General features: G+C 61.1%; 15 protein-coding genes and 1 rRNA gene. 5 read left to right on the forward strand and 11 right to left on the reverse strand.

Features of this window, described 5'->3' with window-relative positions:
- Window position 1: 1 nt before the first annotated feature.
- From yjfF to KHO30_RS33980, 5 genes are all read right to left on the reverse strand, one after another.
- On the reverse strand, window positions 2–1,102 hold the full coding sequence (gene yjfF, locus KHO30_RS33960) for a galactofuranose ABC transporter, permease protein YjfF (protein ID WP_200620824.1): 1,101 nt from the start codon (window positions 1,100–1,102) through the stop codon (window positions 2–4).
- Window positions 1,099–2,130 (reverse strand): ABC transporter permease, encoded by a 1,032-nt coding sequence (locus KHO30_RS33965; protein ID WP_093647504.1) that lies wholly within the window; start codon window positions 2,128–2,130, stop codon window positions 1,099–1,101. Before KHO30_RS33965 ends, yjfF begins: the two co-directional genes overlap by 4 nt.
- On the reverse strand, window positions 2,127–3,737 hold the full coding sequence (locus KHO30_RS33970) for a sugar ABC transporter ATP-binding protein (protein ID WP_200653397.1): 1,611 nt from the start codon (window positions 3,735–3,737) through the stop codon (window positions 2,127–2,129). Before KHO30_RS33970 ends, KHO30_RS33965 begins: the two co-directional genes overlap by 4 nt.
- Before the next feature lie 209 nt (window positions 3,738–3,946).
- Window positions 3,947–4,933 (reverse strand): ABC transporter substrate-binding protein, encoded by a 987-nt coding sequence (locus tag KHO30_RS33975; protein WP_154565790.1) that lies wholly within the window; start codon window positions 4,931–4,933, stop codon window positions 3,947–3,949.
- Between the two features lie 361 nt (window positions 4,934–5,294).
- Entirely contained in the window at window positions 5,295–5,894 is a 600-nt protein-coding gene (locus tag KHO30_RS33980; protein WP_200653396.1) for an alpha-ketoglutarate-dependent dioxygenase AlkB family protein, read from the reverse strand.
- A 144-nt stretch (window positions 5,895–6,038) separates the two neighbouring features.
- Here KHO30_RS33980 and KHO30_RS33985 point away from each other — a divergent pair, with 144 nt between their 5' ends.
- Window positions 6,039–6,623: a malonic semialdehyde reductase gene (locus KHO30_RS33985; RefSeq protein ID WP_200653395.1), complete on the forward strand. Its 585-nt coding sequence runs from the start codon at window positions 6,039–6,041 to the stop codon at window positions 6,621–6,623.
- A 23-nt stretch (window positions 6,624–6,646) separates the two neighbouring features.
- Here KHO30_RS33985 and KHO30_RS33990 read toward each other — a convergent pair whose 3' ends face one another.
- Window positions 6,647–6,976: a hypothetical protein gene (locus KHO30_RS33990; protein WP_093647496.1), complete on the reverse strand. Its 330-nt coding sequence runs from the start codon at window positions 6,974–6,976 to the stop codon at window positions 6,647–6,649.
- A 367-nt stretch (window positions 6,977–7,343) separates the two neighbouring features.
- Here KHO30_RS33990 and KHO30_RS33995 point away from each other — a divergent pair, with 367 nt between their 5' ends.
- Window positions 7,344–8,507 (forward strand): metallophosphoesterase, encoded by a 1,164-nt coding sequence (locus KHO30_RS33995; RefSeq protein WP_093647542.1) that lies wholly within the window; start codon window positions 7,344–7,346, stop codon window positions 8,505–8,507.
- Between the two features lie 129 nt (window positions 8,508–8,636).
- On the opposite strand, the gene KHO30_RS34000 is transcribed toward KHO30_RS33995, so the two are convergent.
- Window positions 8,637–9,161, reverse strand: coding sequence for a hypothetical protein (locus KHO30_RS34000; protein WP_093647493.1), 525 nt, complete (start codon window positions 9,159–9,161; stop codon window positions 8,637–8,639).
- A gap of 664 nt (window positions 9,162–9,825) precedes the next feature.
- On the opposite strand from KHO30_RS34000, the gene KHO30_RS34005 reads away from it, so the two are divergent.
- Complete coding sequence (locus KHO30_RS34005; RefSeq protein ID WP_093647540.1) at window positions 9,826–10,533, forward strand: MgtC/SapB family protein; 708 nt, start codon at window positions 9,826–9,828, stop codon at window positions 10,531–10,533.
- Window positions 10,534–10,697: 164 nt separating this feature from the next.
- Entirely contained in the window at window positions 10,698–10,952 is a 255-nt protein-coding gene (locus KHO30_RS34010; protein ID WP_028197420.1) for a GlsB/YeaQ/YmgE family stress response membrane protein, read from the forward strand.
- A gap of 65 nt (window positions 10,953–11,017) precedes the next feature.
- Here KHO30_RS34010 and KHO30_RS34015 read toward each other — a convergent pair whose 3' ends face one another.
- The 3 genes from KHO30_RS34015 to KHO30_RS34025 all read right to left on the reverse strand — a co-directional run bounded on the left by KHO30_RS34015 (window position 11,018) and on the right by KHO30_RS34025 (window position 15,280).
- The gene (locus KHO30_RS34015; protein WP_200653415.1) at window positions 11,018–12,532 is read right to left on the reverse strand and encodes a succinyl-CoA:acetate CoA-transferase ScpC; all 1,515 of its coding nucleotides are present in this window, start codon (window positions 12,530–12,532) and stop codon (window positions 11,018–11,020) included.
- A gap of 192 nt (window positions 12,533–12,724) precedes the next feature.
- Window positions 12,725–12,940, reverse strand: a complete 216-nt coding sequence (locus KHO30_RS34020; protein WP_200653394.1) for a hypothetical protein — start codon at window positions 12,938–12,940, stop codon at window positions 12,725–12,727.
- A gap of 168 nt (window positions 12,941–13,108) precedes the next feature.
- The gene (locus KHO30_RS34025) at window positions 13,109–15,280 is read right to left on the reverse strand and encodes an FUSC family protein (RefSeq protein WP_211703524.1); all 2,172 of its coding nucleotides are present in this window, start codon (window positions 15,278–15,280) and stop codon (window positions 13,109–13,111) included.
- Between the two features lie 202 nt (window positions 15,281–15,482).
- Here KHO30_RS34025 and KHO30_RS34030 point away from each other — a divergent pair, with 202 nt between their 5' ends.
- Window positions 15,483–16,484, forward strand: coding sequence for a LysR family transcriptional regulator (locus KHO30_RS34030; protein WP_093647487.1), 1,002 nt, complete (start codon window positions 15,483–15,485; stop codon window positions 16,482–16,484).
- Between the two features lie 279 nt (window positions 16,485–16,763).
- Here KHO30_RS34030 and rrf read toward each other — a convergent pair.
- Window positions 16,764–16,865, reverse strand: a 5S ribosomal RNA gene (gene rrf / locus KHO30_RS34035); the annotation flags it as partial.

Consider the following 16,865-nt stretch of genomic DNA (forward strand, 5'->3'; position numbering starts at 1 on the left):
GCTATAACGCCTGCTCTGGGGCGCGTCCGATCACGTGGGAATCGGACGTCGCTGGTGCATCGCCGCGACCGTGCTCACGGCCTGGCGTCACAACAGCACCGGTGCCACCCGGACGCCCCACCGATTTCGCATGCCGCTCAATCAGCCGTTGCAGCAGACAGAACGCGCACAGCAACGCACCGATTACGATGCGGGTCCACCATGAACTAAGCGTGCCGTCGAAGGTAATCAGCGCCTGGATCGTCCCCAGAATGCCGACGCCGAACAGCGAACCGATCACATAGCCGACACCACCCGTCAGCAAGGTTCCGCCGATCACCGTCGCCGCGATCGCGTCGAGCTCCATACCCTGCCCTTGCAGGCCATAACCCGATAGCACGTAGAACGTGAACACCGCGCCGCCGAGCGCCGAACAGAACCCACTCAGCGCATACACACCGATCCGCGTGTGCGCGACCGGCAAGCCCATCAGCAACGCCGAGCGCGGATTGCCACCAATCGCATACACGTTGCGGCCAAAACGCGTGAAATGCGCGACATAGATCGCCGCGGCAAGCGTGACGAGGGCGATCAACACATTGGCCGTCACCGAACCGACGCCGATGTTGAGCCGAAACGCGGAAATCTTCTGGAACGTCGGATCGTTGATGGTGATCGACTGCGTCGTGATCAGAAAGCACAAGCCACGCGCGAAAAACATGCCGGCCAGCGTAACGATGAACGCCTGCAAACGGAAAAAGTGAATCAGCGCACCCTGTACCGCGCCGAACACCGTGCCCATCAGCAACACGATCGGCACGATCACCCAGACCGACAGATGCATGTGTTCGGACAACACCGCTTCGACGATGGTGGTCAGCGCCACCACCGAGCCGACTGACAGATCGATCCCGCCGGACACGATCACAAACGTCATACCGATTGCGACAATCAGCAGGAAGGCGTTATCGACCAGCAGATCGAGCAGCACTTGCCACGAGAAAAAGCCGGTGTACATCACCGAGCCGAAACCGAACAGCGCGCAAAACAGCAGGACAGTGACGGCGATCGGTAAGGTGCGCGGATCGACGATATGAGCCCAGGCCTCGAGGAGTCGTCTCATCGCGCCACCCCGCGCTGCCTGAAGAGCGACATGGCGAGCGAGCGCGCCGAGGGCGACTGGATCACGCTCACCGCCAGCACCACGGCCGCCTTGACGACGAGCGTCGCTTCCGGCGGCACGCCGATCGAATAAGTCGTATAGGTCAGCGTCTGGATGATCAACGCACCCAGCACGGTGCCGGCAAGACTGAAGCGGCCGCCGAGCAGCGATGTGCCGCCGAGCGTCACCGCCAGAATCGCATCGAGTTCGAGCAGCAGGCCCGCGTTGTTGCCATCGGCGCTGCGCACGTTCGAGCTGATGAGGATGCCCGCCATCGCCGCGGTCAACCCCGAGAAGCCGTACACCGCGAATACCAGCGCTTTCGAGCGCAGGCCGACGAGACGCGTCGCCACCGGATTGACGCCGATCGCGCGAATGAAGAGCCCGAGCGCGGTGCCTTCAACGAGCCCCGCGGTGGCCAGCACCGCAACGCTTGCGATCCACACCGAACACGGCACGCCAAGCCAATACCCACCGCCGACGAACAGATAGCCCGCTGCGCCGATCGGAATGATCTGCCCTGCCGTCAGCAATTGCGCAATGCCACGGCCGGCGACCATCAGGATCAAGGTTGCGATGATCGGCTGCATGCCGACGAATGACACCAGCAACCCGTTCCACATGCCGCTCAACACACCGACGATCAGCGCCGCGACCAGGGCCTGTGCGATCAACCCGGCGCTCGGCGCGGCTTGCGTCGCGAGTATCGTGGCCGCTGCGGCGCCGGCGATCGCGACCACCGCGCCAACCGAAATATCAATGCCGCGCGTGGCAATCACGAGCGTCATGCCGGTCGCAACCAGCACCAGTGGCGCAGCGCGATTCAACACGTCGATCGGCGCGCCGAACAGATGGCCGTCGAGCATCCTCAACGAAAGAAAATTTGGATTCACCAGGAGGTTCAGGGCGCACAGGAGCACCAGCGTGACGCACGGCCAGATCAACGGGCGCTCAGCCCCATCGCGCACGAACCAGTTCGATAGCTTCATTCGCCGCTCCCCGCGATGAGTCGATAAATGTTGTCTTCATTCGAAGCCTTGCCGGCCACTTCAGCGATCTTGCGACGGTCGCGCAGCACCGCCACGCGATGACTCACACGCAGCACCTCGCTGATCTCCGACGAAATGAACAGGATGCTCAGACCGTTCGCGCACAGCGCTAGCAAGCGGTCCATGATGTCGAACTTGGCGGCGACGTCAATGCCGCGAGTGGGCTCGTCGAGAATCAGGAGTTTGGGATTCGTGGCGAGCCAGCGCGCGAGCAGCGCTTTCTGCTGGTTGCCGCCGGAGAGCAGCCCGATCGGCTGTTCGGCGTCCGCTGCCTTGATGCCGAGGCGTTCGATCCACATGTCCGCGATTTCCTGCGCGCGATGCCGCTTGATCTTGCGCAGCCAGCCGCGTCGCGCCTGCAGCGCCAGCAGAATGTTCTCGCGGATCGACAATTCGGCGACGATGCCCTCTTTCTTGCGGTCCTCCGCGCAATAGCCGATGCCGTGGCGCACCGCATCCCGGGGCGAACGCAGCCGCACAGGCCGGCCTTCGATCAGGATCGTGCCGCTGTCGGCGCGATCTGCTCCGAACAACAGCCGGGCGGTCTCCGTGCGGCCCGAGCCTAGCAGGCCGGCCAGGCCCAGGATCTGGCCCGGCTGCACGTCGAGGTCGATCGGCTGCAACGTGCCGCGCCTTCCGACGCCGCGCAACTCGACGAACGGCTGAACCGCGTCCTTGCTCTCTGGCCCTTCCTGAACAGCGTGGCCGTCATGTGCCGCCTCGCGCAAGCGCGCGCTCATGCGCTCATGGCCGACCATCTTCGCGACCAGTTGATCGGCCGGCAAATCACGTGCGAAATATTCGCCTTCACGCTCGCCGTTGCGCATTACCGTGATGCGATCGGAGATGGCATAGGTCTGCTCGATAAAATGCGTAACAAACAGAATGGCGATTCCCGATTGTTTAAGATGCCGAAGTATTTTGAAAAGCTGTGCGACTTCGCCGTCGTCGAGACTCGAGGTCGGCTCGTCGAGGATCAGCACACGGGCGTCGACTGACAGCGCCCTCGCGATCGCCACCATCTGCTGCACGGCGATCGGATAGGCGTCGAGCGACCGGGTGACGTCGAGCGTCACGTCGAGACGGGCAAGCGCTGCCTGCGCGCGCCGCTTGATGTCGGGCCAGTCGATCGCGCCAAAACGCTTCGGCTGCCGGCCCGCAAAGATGTTCTCCGCCACCGACAGGTTCGGGCACAGGTTCACTTCCTGATACAGCGTGCGCACGCCGGCCGCTTCCGCCTCCTGCGGCGACGCAAACGCGACGATCTCGCCACCGAGGCGGATCGTGCCGGCGTCAGGCGCGACTACACCGGTCAGTACGTTGATCAGGGTGGATTTGCCGGCGCCGTTCTGCCCCATCAGCGTGTGAATCTCGCCGGGAAACAGGCGAAAGTCGACCTGTTGCAGCGCTTTCACGCCCGGGAACGTCTTGCTGACACCGGTAGTGGCCAGAATGGGTTCGAGTGCATTCGAGGCGGCGCCGTCGCGAGCGTCGCCTGTGACGGCCTTCATGGCCGGCGGATTGGGTTCCGATGCGGGATGCGTCATAGACCTCGCTCGATCGGCGGTGCATTGGTCGGATGGGCTCAGGCTGGCTCGGTTCGGCGCGACCTGATTCTGCGGAAAAGAGACCGCCCGCTGCCGAAGCAGTCAGGCGGTCAGGCACCACTGGAGAAACCCGTACGATCTGTCCGTACTTCGCTTATGCTCTGCGTCTATCGTATGGATGGCTAATCAATTAGCCATCACACTCCGCCTCAGTACTTGCGCGTCGGCAAAGTCTGCGCCGCGACGCTCATCGGGAAGACAGTCTCTTCCGTCAGGATGCGCTTGGGCAGCGGCTTGCCGGCCACCACGTCCTTGACCGCCGACATCAGTTGCGGCCCCAGCAGCGGACTGCACTCCACATCGACATTCATCTTGCCCGCGGCCATCGCCTGGAAGCCGCCCTTGGTTGCATCGAACGAGACGACGGTGATGTCCTTGCCCGGATGCATGCCGGCCTCTTCCATCGCCTGGATGGCACCGAGCGCCATATCGTCGTTATGCGCATAAACTACATTTATTTTATTTCCATAAGTTTTTATAAATGCTTCCATCACCTGCTTGCCGCCGGCAAGTGTGAAGTCGCCGCTTTGCGACGCAATGATCTTGAATTTGGGATCGCTCTTGATCACTTCGATCAGGCCTGAATGCCGGTCGTTGGCCGGCGCCGAGCCGACCGTTCCCTGCAGTTCCGCGATGTTGATCGGGCCCGGATCATTCTTATAGTGATCGGCCAGCCAATGACCGCCGCGCCGGCCCTCTTCCATGAAGTCCGAGCCGATCATCGTCACGTACAACGACGTGTCTTTTACGTCGATGTTGCGGTCCGTCAAGATCACAGGAATTTTTGCGGCTTTAGCTTCGCGCAGCACCGGCTCCCAGCCGGATTCGACGACCGGCGAGAACGCGATCACGTCGACTTTCTGCGCAATGTAGGAGCGGATCGCCTTGATCTGGTTTTCCTGCTTTTGCTGGGCGTCGGAGAATTTGAGCTTGATCTTCGCATCCGCCGCCGCGGACTTCACCGATTCGGTATTGGCGGTTCGCCATGCGCTTTCGGCGCCGACCTGGGCGAAGCCGAGGGTGATCTGTTTGTCCTGCGCGTATGCGCCCGGCGCTGTGAGCGCCAGTGCGCCGATGCTCGAGCAAAGCGCGAGCGCGCCCAACGCACGACATGCGGCGCGTCGTGTATTCGCCATGACTGTCTCCTGATCGTTGTTGTGTCGGCGATCCATCGAACCCGCCCGATGTTTGCGGCCCTCACGGTGCGTGGATCGTGATGTAGCGTAGTGTCTGGGGCGTTAACCGTCCAATCATATGATTCGCGTCGGCGATACCAATTCTGGTATAGCGGGCGGTATCGGCAGTAGCCGTGGACGTGGGCAATGCTGCTGGGTTTGCTCGAACATCGGCGATGACTGAACGTGGCGTTGGCGATGCTTTATATGCGCTTAAGTGCTCGATGCGGCTTCGGGCCTGGCAGCGAGTGGGGGCCGCCCTTTTGGGTGGGTTTCTGGGCTTTCGGACCAGAAGCCGCGCGGCTTACGGCTAGCCCGCAAGCTAGCGAATTGCCCCGCGCGGCGTCACCCAGCGAAACGTCAGATTGATCCGCTCGCCGGCCACGCGCGGCTCCTTCGGCACGCGATGCCGCCAGTCGGCCTGCGTGTTGCCCTTCATGACTAGCAAACTGCCGCCTTTCAACGAAAACGACTGCACGGCGCCTGTCTTGTTGTGCCGCAAGTCGAAAGTGCGCGCGACGCCTAAGCTGATCGACGCAATCACCGGCTGGGCGCCGAGCTCAGGCTCGCGATCCGCGTGCCATCCCATGCTGTCAGTGCCGCTGCGGTAGCGGTTGATCAACACGCTGTTAAAGCGCGCGTGGCAAGCTGCTTCCGCGGCGATCCGAAGTTCGGTGACAGTCGGGGTCCACGGTTGTGGCACGTTGCGAATGCCGGAGTAAACGTAGACTGCATCCTGCTCACCCTGCCAGGCCGTCAGCCGCGGCAGCGGCACGCGCCCGGCTGGCGTGCCCATCATGTCCTGACGCCACTCCACTTCGCCGATGAGTTGAGTTAAAGCGTGTGCCGCGGCCTCGGGCGCGAGCCACTCGGGATACCAGTCCACGTCGGGCGCTGGAAGGTCATCGAAAAGGTCCACCATGAAATTGCCTGAATGCGATTGCGCGTGCGATACATGCGCGAATTAGAACCTTGGCTATTATGGCGGCAATGACGACAACGCTCACGCCTGTGGCTTGCGCTGTCATCCGGATTTCTAACTCCGCTACTTCAAGAGGCTACCACCATGATTCTTCCCGATCAGGCTCTCGATCAGCTCTTTCGCGAAGCGCGCACGCATAACGGCTGGCAGGCTAAAGCAGTCGACGATGCCGTGCTCAAGCAACTCACCGAGCTCGTGCTGCTTGGTCCGACCTCGGCCAATTCGAGCCCCGGCCGCTTCGTCTACGTGAAAACGCCCGAAGGCAAAGAAAAGCTGCGCCCAGCTTTGTCGGCGGGCAATCTCGAGAAGACGATGGCGGCGCCGGTCACGGTGATCGTCGGGATGGATATGGCGTTTTACGAACATCTGCCGAAACTGTTTCCGCATGCCGACGCGCGCAGCTGGTTCGCCGGCAACGACAAGGCGATTGCGGATACGGCCTTTCGCAATTCGACGCTGCAAGGCGGCTATCTGATTCTCGCCGCGCGCGCGCTCGGTCTGGACACGGGTCCAATGTCGGGCTTCGACGCCGCCAAAGTCGACGAGGCCTTCTTCGCCGGCACAACCGTGAAGGCGAACTTCCTGATCAATCTGGGCTATGGCGACCCGTCGAAGCTGTTCCCGCGCAGCCCGCGCTTCTCCTTCGACGAAGCCGCCCTGATCGTCTGACAGCCATTAAGCCGCCGGTGCGTTTATCTGAGGAGCGCCACGTAGAACACCACTGCGCCGATCACCGCGCCGATAAAGCAAAAGCCTTCATCGGCGTCGTCGCCACCCGAACGTAACCACGCGCCGACGACGCCGAACAGTCCTGCGATGCCGAGTGCAACGCATACCATCACAACGTCGAATAGCGCGTTTTTGCCCAGTTCGGAGAAGTCGATGTCGCGCACGCCGAAGTACAACGCGAGCGCCATCAGCGATATGCCCACCAGCGGCAGCATGACGTGGCTGCCCTCTCGTCCGACGTGATGTCCATGAAGTCCGTGGCGTACGTGATGGCCCGATCCAAGCAGTTTCATGATGCGCCTCCTGCCTCACCCTCAACCGAGGACAAAACGAACCGCCGCTGGGCCGCGATGGCCCTTAGACGAGCCGGTTCTATTTGAGAATAGTGCACGCGAAACACAATTCAAAGCCCATTTAATTAGAGCGTCGCTGCAGTTCAGACAACGGCGTGCGACAACGAGAATTGCTGCGTTGCGGTATCCGCTTGCTGCATCAAACATGGACTTGGTCGGCCAACCCAGGAAGCAATTCTGGCGCCGTCGGCAAGGGGTTGCACATGCCGGTAGAATGATCCGGCTCGTCCGCTATTTCATGCTTGCGGTTGGCGAGCCGCCGCCGTTGCTCCGCTCGTGCCGGCCCCTTCCCGCCCCTATCCTCTCTATGCGCCGCTCATCGTTTCTTGTTCGCTTCATCCTGATTGGGATCCTGCTGCATATCTACGTCGGTTTTCGACTGATTCCCGACATGCCGGTCAGCGTCACCGGCCGGTGGCTGTGCGCGTTGTGGCTGGTGCTGTCGATCTTTCTGATCCCGCTCGGCATGCTGGCGCGCACCATCAAACAGCAGCCGCTCAGCGACCGCCTCGCGTGGGTCGGCCTGCTGGCGATGGGCTTCTTCTCCTCGCTACTGGTTCTGACGTTCGCGCGCGACCTGGCGCTCGCCTCACTGCTCACCGTCGATGCAATCTGGCCGAACACGATCGCAATCGCGCACTGGCGCGTCGGGTCGGCTGCCGCGGTACCACTGCTTGCGCTGCTCTCGACACTCGTCGGCCTGTTCAACGCACGGCGCCGCGCCAAGGTCGTGACGATCGAGGTGCCGATCGACGATCTGCCGCCGGCGCTCGACGGTTTCACGATCGTCCAGATCAGCGATATCCACGTCGGCCCGACCATCAAAGGCCGTTATGTGGACGCGATCGTCGACGCGGTGAATCGTCTGAAGCCGGATCTGATTGCCGTCACCGGCGATGTAGTGGACGGCAGCGTGCCGCAATTGACCAGACACACACAGCCCCTGTCGCGACTCAGTGCGCGTCACGGCGCATTCCTCGTGACCGGCAACCATGAGTATTACGCCGGCGCGAACGCCTGGATCGATGAATTCCGACGCCTGGGCTTAACCGTTCTGCTTAACGAGCATGTGATCGTGGACCACGACGGCGCGCGCGCCGTGATTGCCGGGGTGACTGATTACTCAGCGGGCCATCATGACCCGTTGCATCGCAGCGACCCGGTTGCGGCCCTCGCAGGCGCGCCTGGCGACGTACTGATCAAAGTACTGCTGGCACACCAGCCGCGCTCTGCCGAAGCAGCCGCAGCAGCAGGTTTCACATTGCAGCTATCCGGCCACACACACGGTGGTCAGTTCTTCCCGTGGAATTTCTTTGTGCGTTTGCAGCAGCCGTTCACGGCTGGTCTCGCACGGCTGAACGGCCTGTGGGTCTACACGAGTCGCGGCACCGGCTATTGGGGACCGCCGAAGCGCCTGGGGGCTCCCTCGGAGATCACACGATTGCGCCTCGTCCCCGGTGAACCCGACTAAGGCACTGGGCTAGAGTGCCGAATAGCGCCACATAGAAGTCATACTGGCTTGCATCGCAAAAGAAAAACGCGGACGTCCGCAAAGGACATCCGCACTTCGGCACTGGCGCACTACTTCGGCCAGTTTGCGTTACTGAGCAGGCGCGACGGCCACGCTGACCTGCGGCGCGTACGCCACCGACACCTGCATACCCGGCGTCACGCCGGCGACCTTTGCCGGCTCGCGGCCCTGGATATGGAACACCGTGCCATTCGGGCCCTTCAGGGCCATGATGCCGGAGGCATGATCAATCGCCTGAACTTCGGCGGTCACGTTCTGCACGGTGTTCTGCTGTACCGGCTGAACAGCCGCGCCGTGGCCGTCAGCACCGCGCGTCACGCTGACCATGGCGTTGCGCATCATCCGGATGTGGACCTTGCCACCCTGCTTGATCTGCGCGAGGTTGCTCGTATCGGTGATGTTGAATGAAGCTTCGCCACCCTGTGCATCGAGCACGGTCACCGATTGTTTTGCCTGATCGATCGACTTCACGACACCATCCGCCTGCAGCGTGCTGCTGCCTTCAAACGGCGCGGGCAAACCGGCGGCGAACGACACGAGCGGAGCCGCAGCAATCAATGCGCCGGCAATAACGCCGAGAGCTTTTTCTTTCATACATTCCTCAATTGGGTGAACAGCGGAAAAGAGACGACATGGTGCAGATCGGATGCGCAAAGTACCGCACAAGGGCAACCGAAAAAATCCAGGCGAAATCCTTGGAAGTGAAACGTGGATTGAGCACCAGAACCACACCACGTGTTTCGAAGTGTTCGAACAGTGTGTTTTCCGGGATGGACCTCGTCAATATTCGGAGTCCGTATTTATGCGAGGAAAATTCTGATCTTACCGAGGAAGATTCAGTAAGTGACGCACAGCGCATTCCGCCACCCTGCCTCATCCCGGCTTGACTTAACTTTGCAGAGCTGCCTAAAATTCGCCCAGTTCATTTAACCGGAATCACGATCTTGGACAGTAGCAGTAGTACCAGTCGAGCTTCGATTCGCCCGATCGCCTGATCGGCAAGATTTCCGCGTCAGCCTTTGCCCTGTCGCCGTCTTGCCTTCGGGCCCGACGGTGCACGTCGCTTTTACCCCCTATTGCTGGAAGTGAAGCGCCGCATGGCCCGATGCCTTGCGCACGCTCCACGACTTTTTCGCCGCGAGCCCCGGCTCGCATGCCTTGTCACGCCTGATCGCGTTCGCGCTTCCCCTGCGGATACGTGATGCTGTCACGCGTAGGGTTCACACTGTGCGAACACGCGCCTCAACCTTTCTTAACGATGACAATTGAATTCGTCTTGCGGCTCTTTGCCGCCTTCAGTTGCGGGGTCGCGATCGGCCTCGAGCGGCAGATGCGCCAGCGCAACGCCGGCCTTCGCACCATCACACTGGTCGCCAGCGGTGCGTGCCTGTTCGTCACGCTCGGCGTGCTGACCGGCAACGGCACCGCCGGTATCACCCAGATTGCCGCGTATGTCGTCTCCGGCGTCGGCTTTCTCGGCGGCGGCGTGATCATGCGCGACAAGGGCTCCATTCAGGGAATCAACACCGCCGCGACCTTGTGGTGCTCGGCGGCGGTCGGCGTATTGTGCGGTGCGGGGCACTACGGCCCGGCCCTCGCCGGTACCGCGGTCGTATTGCTGACCAATACGGTGCTGCGTGAAGTGAGCCGTGCCATCAACGCGGCGCCCGTTTCGGACGCCGACCTCGTGCGCGAGTATGTGCTGACGATCGTTTGCCGGGAGGCCGATGAAATTCACATTCGCACCGCCGTGTCCAACTCAATGTATTCGACACCGCTGTCGTTCCAGAGTCTGACGAGCGAAGACCTCGAAGACGATACGGGACGCATTCGCGTTACCGCAACATTGAAGCTGCATCCGAAAGATCAGCCGAAGCTCGAACAGATGGCGAGCCGCATCAGCATGGAAAAGAGCGTATCGAGCGTGAGCTGGACGGCTAAAGATGCGGAGCCGACGCCGGAGTGAGTCACCTTGCGTAAGCTCCCCCCATATTCACGCGCATCGTCTACACTTAGCTTGCAATAGATTCAGACAATGTTAATTCCGCGTCCTGAATATGGACTGTCCCATAACCTTCGACTAAGCTCTGTCACCGTGATTTTTTCACACTCAACCATGGAGTCTCGAATATGGAACACGGCATCATTGCATGGCTCATCATTGGCGCGATCGCCGGCTGGCTGGCCGGCGTGCTCGTCAAGGGCGGCGGCTTCGGTCTGATCGTCGACATCATCGTCGGGATTGTCGGCGCATTCATCGGTGGCTGGCTTGCCGGTGTGTTGCACATTTCGCTCGGCGGCGGCTGGATCGGTTCGATCATTACCGCTGTGATCGGCGCCGTTATTCTGCTGTTTCTTATCCGGCTCGTCCGGCGCGGCACCTGAGCGCAGCACCTGATGTCTTACGGCGTCGGGAGCGAATGCCACCTGACGCCGGTTTTATTTAGTATTTAGAGAGACGCCTCTACTGTCGGCAACATCGAGCCGGCATCACGCAGCCGCGTATGCCAGGTGAAAGCCTGGTCCAACCGATGCGGCGTTTGTCCACCCCATTGCAAGGCATCCCGATAGTAGTCGCGAAGCAGATCGCGATAGAGCGGATGCGCGCAGTTTTCGATGATCAGCGTAGCGCGTTCCCGCGGCGCCAATCCGCGCAGATCGGCCAGACCCTGCTCCGTCACCACCACGTCCACATCGTGCTCGTTGTGGTCGCAGTGCGGCACCATCGGCACCACACTCGAAATACGGCCGCCCTTCGCCATCGACTTCGTCGCAAAGATCGCACATGACGCATTGCGCGCGAAATCGCCCGAGCCGCCAATGCCGTTCATCATGTGCGTGCCGCCGACGTGCGTGGAATTCACATTGCCGTATATGTCGAATTCCAATGCGGTATTCAACGCGATCAGACCGAGCCGGCGAATCACTTCAGGATGGTTGCTGACCTCCTGCGGGCGCAGCACCAAACGATCGCGATAGCGCTCGAGTTCACCGAACACTTGCGCCTGACGCGCGGCCGACAACGTGATCGACGCACCCGAGGCGAACGTCACCTTGCCGGCGTCCATTAGATCGAAGGTCGAATCCTGCAGTACTTCTGAGTAAATTTCGAAGGCGTCGAAAGGCGAATCGACGAAACCGGCCAGCACCGCATTGGCAATCGTGCCGATGCCAGCCTGCAACGGCGGCAATTGCGGGGGCATGCGCCCAGATGCGACTTCGTGCTGGAAAAATTCAATCAGATGGCGCGCAATCAGTTCGGTTTCCGCATCCGCGGGCAACACCGTGGACGGACTGTCCGCCTTGTCAGTGATCACAATCGCCGCGATTTTCTCTGGCGGAATTTCGATGGCATGCGTTCCGATACGGTCTTGCGGGCGCACGATCGGCAGTGGTTCGCGATTCGGCCTGCGGCCCGGAATCCAGATGTCGTGCAGTCCCTCGAGGGCGAGCGGCTGGGCGAGGTTGATTTCGACGATGACCTTGTCGGCGAGGATCGCGAAGCTGGCCGAGTTGCCGACTGAAGTGGTCGGCACAATGCCGCCAGTTTCGGTGATCGCGGTGGCTTCGATAATGGCGATGTCAAGTTTGCCGAGCTGATTCGCGCGCAGCATCTCGACGGTTTCGGACAGATGCTGATCGACGAACATGACTTCGCCGCGGTTGATCGCATCGCGCAGGGTCTTGTCGACCTGAAACGGCAAGCGGCGCGCTAATACATGCGCCTCAGTGAGCATGCGATCCACGTCATGACCGAGCGATGCGCCGGTCATCAATGTAATTTGTAGCGGCTTGCCTTCCTGACGGACCCGCTCGGCAAGTGCGACCGGAACAGCTTTGGCGTCGCCCGCGCGCGTAAAGCCGCTGGCGCCGACGCGCATGCCGTCCTGAATCAGAAGCGCCGCCTCGGCGGCTGAAGTGATTTTTCCGCGCAACGCGGAGCAACGAATCCGGTCCTGGTACATGAAATCGAGTCTCTCCATATTCACCCGTCCAGTCTACCGGTGCGCACGTCTGCGGTGTGCTTCGCTCAGTAGCCAGTTTGTCGCACCAGCCGCAACGTCTCGATGGGACGGCGTCGCGGCCAGGCGTTTCGTCGCGTGCAACATTCTCGCGACAGGTCTTACAGGTACTGCTGGTGTTGCGCGCGGCGCTGCTTAGCTGCCGAAGAAAATATTGCAGAAACTCACGGGCCCTACGCACTCTTCAGCTTTGGCCTTCGGTACTGCGACACGGCGTTGCTCAGCGACGCTGTTCGCGCGCGGTGCATTCGCCTGTGCGACCTGTTCTTCCTGGGCGGCAGGCGCCGTCTGTGCATGAGCGACAGCAGCGGACAAAGTGCAGGCAATCAGGGCAATCTTCAACACATTCATTTCGTTCTCCAGTTCTTACGATTCCGTTCCGCAGGGAGTCCCTTTTGGGGACTGCGCGGCGGTGAAGAAACTATATGACTGCCACCTACACAGATAAACGGGGCTGGACAGAAGGGACCTTTCCATCTGGCAGAAGGATCGGGGCGCACGCCCGATCCGACGCACGGGTCAACGCGTATTGAAAGGCGCGTCTTCGTCGAGCAACGCCGTGCGGATGAAATGCAGGCAACTCAGGATGCGTTGCAGATCGTGTCGCTGGCCGCGGTCGGCGTGGACGGTTTCCAGCAGGTCCTGCGCGATCCACGTGGCCGAGCGCACGGATACGAGCGCGCGCTCGAGAGCACGCACGTCCGGTCGCGCAAAAAGCCGCGCGAGGTCGTCGCAAGTTCGGGTGAGACCGCTGTTCCAGTGCGGATGAAGGGCCTGCGCGTAGCCCGCACGCGCCACTTCGTTGCGCAGATCGATCACGGCGTGCCCCACTTCAAGGGTGACGAGCATCCAGCGCAACGCATCACGGCGGCGTCGGGAGCGCCGCGTCAGTAGCATGCGTAACTGCGAGGCCAGATCGTGAGTGCTCGACTGAAAGCGCTGATTGAGTCCGGGAAGTTCGTCCTTGCACGCAGACACGACTTGCGCGCGCAAATCGCCCTTGATTCTCTCCGTGAGCCACGGCATGTTCGCGGGGAACACCACTGAGAAAACGATCGCTGCGAGCAATAGCGACGCCGTGATCGCGATACCGTTGTTGATCAGCAGATCGGGCGCATACGTGACGACGTTGTCCGGTCCGGCAAGCAGGCAGAAGAACACCGAGAAACCGATGCCATACCCCGCCGAGAGTTTGCGCGATGCGATGAAGGCGCCGAGTGCAAGCACCGGAGCGAGCGTTGCGCAAAGCAGCGGAAAGCCGTCGATATTCGGATACACGTAGCACGTAAAAAGGTAGCCGGTCATAGTCGCCAGCACTGCACCGACTGCCATCTGCACGGCCATTTTCGATGCGTTCGGCGCGGTCGACGTCAACGCGCAAACCAGCGCCGCGCCGATCACTGCGAGACCACCACTCGGCCAGTCCGTGGCAATCCAGAACCAGCTGACGATCGCCATCGCCGCCGCCGACCTGGCAAAGGTAAACGCGACCACAAAGCCGTTCGTTCTGCTCACGTAGCAGCCGGCAGTACGCTGCCCGGCTCCCGGTTTGTGCCGCGCCAAAGACGCGTAAGTCTCGGAGTAGCGGATCCATTCATCGACAAATCGATATAGCAGTTCCGCAGCAGTATCGAAGTCCGCTAGCGATTCGGCTGGAGCTGCTTCCAGTGGCCGTCTCGTTTCGCGCACGCGTCTTGGCAAGCTCGCCTGAAAGAGCCGCAAACCAGCGGCTACGTGCGCTGCATCGGCATCTGCATCTGCAGACCCGGTGGATGCCAACAGTGCCGACAGCTCGCTGAAGTACGGCGTGATGGCATCGACTGTGCCGTTCGGGCCGTTTGCGCGTAGACGTTTAAGCAACTGGTGCAGTGCATGCAGTCGTGCGCATGCGTCCATGAACTCGCCGTTCAGACGGCCGAGATGCTGGCTGCGCGAGCGCATGGCTGGATCCTCGAAGGCAGCAAATGTTCGCGTCGCCTCAAAGCCGACGATCTCGTCGACCAGGTCCGCAAAGCGCCGCTCAAATTGACGACGGTCGATTCCACGGCCCAACACCTCGGCAGCGAACGCAGTAAAATTTGTATATCGAAGGTGAAGTGCGCGCCGCAGCGCAAGGCTGGAACGCTGCGGCACGATCAACGCGCTGACTGCGCTTGAGCACAAGATACCGACCGCCACTTCGGCCGCGCGCGTGAGCGCGGCCAGAAACAGGTCGTGAGGCGCCGTGACATTCGGAATACCGATCAGAGCGGCGGTATAACCTGCCAGCACAAAGCCATACCATCTGAAATGCCGATACCGGACCGCTGCCGCGATACAGGCGCTTACCCAGCCGATCATGCCGAGCATGTACAACTCGGGCTGCTGGACGAACAACGCGCCGAGCACCAGGGCAGCGACCGTCCCCACCGCGGTACCGAGAATCCGGTAGAAACTCTTGGCGAGCACCATGCCGCTGAACGGCTGCATCAGCACGAACACCGTGGTCATCGCGATTCGCGGCTGCTGGAGATCCAGCAACATGGCAATGCCCAGCGCCAGCAAACCCGCAGTGACCGTTTTCAGCAGATGCAACCAGATCAGACCGTCGCTGTTCGCCCAGTCGCGAACGGCCGGACTGAGCGCCGGCAATATGACGCGCCATTGCCAGCGAGAATCCGCCGTCGGTTTGATCGCATGTTGGCGTCTCATCATCAGAAAGCAACGCGTCCCGGTTTGTCGCTAAAAGAAACCCCGGTGAACGCTGCGCACACCAGCAGGCAAGGCGCCGATTGTAAGAGCATGCGCTGCGCGTATTAATAGGACGGGCGCGGAACGTCCCTTCCAGAATGAACAACAATGGGCTTGCGGGACAGGCGGACAATACGGCTTCTGCCGTGAAATAGAAGGATCGATGGATACGCTACAAAATATGCGAGTGTTCGTGCGCGTGGTTGAAGCCGGTAGTTTTACCGCCGCCGCGCAGTCGCTCAATTCGACGACTGGCGCGATGTCGCGTGCGGTCTCCGAACTCGAAGCGCATCTGCGTACGCGCTTATTGAACCGGTCGACACGCAGGCTCGCGCTCACCACAGCGGGGGAGCGTTACCTGAAACGCTCTCAGCAGATCCTTGCAGATGTCGACACGGCGGAAGAAGAAGCAAGCTGCGCCCACGAACGCCCTGCCGGCGCTTTGCGGATGCACAGCTTTGCCAGTATCGGCCAGCATTACGTGCTGCCGGCCATCTCCCGGTATCGCGCGCTTTATCCCGAAGTGACCGTTGAATTGACGTTGTCGCAGCGCATGCCCGACCTGTTCGAAGGCAGCGCCGACGTCGCTGTTATCGGCGCCTCAACTCTGCCGAATTCCGACCTCGTGTCGCTCCCGCTTGGTACAACGTTCAGCATCTTGTGCGCATCGCCTGCTTACGTGCGCGCTCATGGCGCGCCGCAGAAGCCGAGCGACCTCGCGCATCACGAGTGCCTGATCTTGCACACACCAGCATTTCCGGCCTACGAATGGGTGCTCGACGGCCCCAACGGCAGCGAGATGATGGAAGTGAACGGACCCGTGCAAGTGAATATTGCGGAATCGCTGATCGTCGCGATTCGCGAGGGAATGGGCATCGGTATGGTGCCGCTCTATGCGGCGATTGCCGGACTGCGGGACGGGACGTTAGTTCGCGTGCTGCCTGAATATACGCTGCAGAAGATGAATGTGTACGCGCTGTATCCGTCACGCAAGTTCGTCGATGCGAAGACGCGAACGTGGGTTGAGTTCCTACGCACGCATCTGCCGAAGGTGATTGCACGCGACGAGGCGTTACTTGCGGAAGTTGGTCAGATGGATGCAACCGATGACGCGGTGCCTGTTCGTGCGGCCAGCATTGGGGGCGGAGATGTCGCCGCGCACTGACGCAGTTTTTTAGCTGACGAGCAGGCCGCGCCTGTGGAAGGTACAACGTAGGTAACGAAGTGGCAGGCCGTTTGTAGCGGTATCTATGGCGTGCCAGATAGCGGCAGTGTTTTCGTGACGCGCCTCTCGGAATGGAGGTGCGTTATCCCGCGGGTTGGGAACAAGAGTTAAGAGTCCGCGCGCGTGCTCACTACGGCGCCAGAGTCTTGGCACTGAATTCAGAGCCGTAAACGCAGAAACCCCACCTTTGCGGGGTGGGGTTTCTGGACTTGCTGGGGAGCCTGACGATTACCTACTTTCACACGGGAATCCGCACTATCATCGGCGTGGAGTCGTTTCACGGTCCTGTTCGGGATGGGAAGGGGTGGGACCGACTCGCTA

It is taken from the genome of Paraburkholderia aspalathi, from assembly GCF_905220735.1.
Taxonomy (GTDB): Bacteria; Pseudomonadota; Gammaproteobacteria; order Burkholderiales; family Burkholderiaceae; genus Paraburkholderia; species Paraburkholderia aspalathi.

Excerpts from the sequence above, each read along its gene's own strand:
- yjfF (WP_200620824.1), bottom strand. The coding sequence starts at position 1,102 with ATGAGACGACTCCTCGAGGCCTGGGCTCATATCGTCGATCCGCGCACC.
- KHO30_RS33965 (WP_093647504.1), bottom strand. The coding sequence starts at position 2,130 with ATGAAGCTATCGAACTGGTTCGTGCGCGATGGGGCTGAGCGCCCGTTG.
- KHO30_RS33970 (WP_200653397.1), bottom strand. The coding sequence starts at position 3,737 with ATGACGCATCCCGCATCGGAACCCAATCCGCCGGCCATGAAGGCCGTC.
- KHO30_RS33975 (WP_154565790.1), bottom strand. The coding sequence starts at position 4,933 with ATGGCGAATACACGACGCGCCGCATGTCGTGCGTTGGGCGCGCTCGCG.
- KHO30_RS33980 (WP_200653396.1), bottom strand. The coding sequence starts at position 5,894 with ATGGTGGACCTTTTCGATGACCTTCCAGCGCCCGACGTGGACTGGTAT.
- KHO30_RS33985 (WP_200653395.1), top strand. The coding sequence starts at position 6,039 with ATGATTCTTCCCGATCAGGCTCTCGATCAGCTCTTTCGCGAAGCGCGC.
- KHO30_RS33990 (WP_093647496.1), bottom strand. The coding sequence starts at position 6,976 with ATGAAACTGCTTGGATCGGGCCATCACGTACGCCACGGACTTCATGGA.
- KHO30_RS33995 (WP_093647542.1), top strand. The coding sequence starts at position 7,344 with ATGCGCCGCTCATCGTTTCTTGTTCGCTTCATCCTGATTGGGATCCTG.
- KHO30_RS34000 (WP_093647493.1), bottom strand. The coding sequence starts at position 9,161 with ATGAAAGAAAAAGCTCTCGGCGTTATTGCCGGCGCATTGATTGCTGCG.
- KHO30_RS34005 (WP_093647540.1), top strand. The coding sequence starts at position 9,826 with ATGACAATTGAATTCGTCTTGCGGCTCTTTGCCGCCTTCAGTTGCGGG.
- KHO30_RS34010 (WP_028197420.1), top strand. The coding sequence starts at position 10,698 with ATGGAACACGGCATCATTGCATGGCTCATCATTGGCGCGATCGCCGGC.
- KHO30_RS34015 (WP_200653415.1), bottom strand. The coding sequence starts at position 12,532 with ATGTACCAGGACCGGATTCGTTGCTCCGCGTTGCGCGGAAAAATCACT.
- KHO30_RS34020 (WP_200653394.1), bottom strand. The coding sequence starts at position 12,940 with ATGAATGTGTTGAAGATTGCCCTGATTGCCTGCACTTTGTCCGCTGCT.
- KHO30_RS34025 (WP_211703524.1), bottom strand. The coding sequence starts at position 15,280 with ATGAGACGCCAACATGCGATCAAACCGACGGCGGATTCTCGCTGGCAA.
- KHO30_RS34030 (WP_093647487.1), top strand. The coding sequence starts at position 15,483 with ATGGATACGCTACAAAATATGCGAGTGTTCGTGCGCGTGGTTGAAGCC.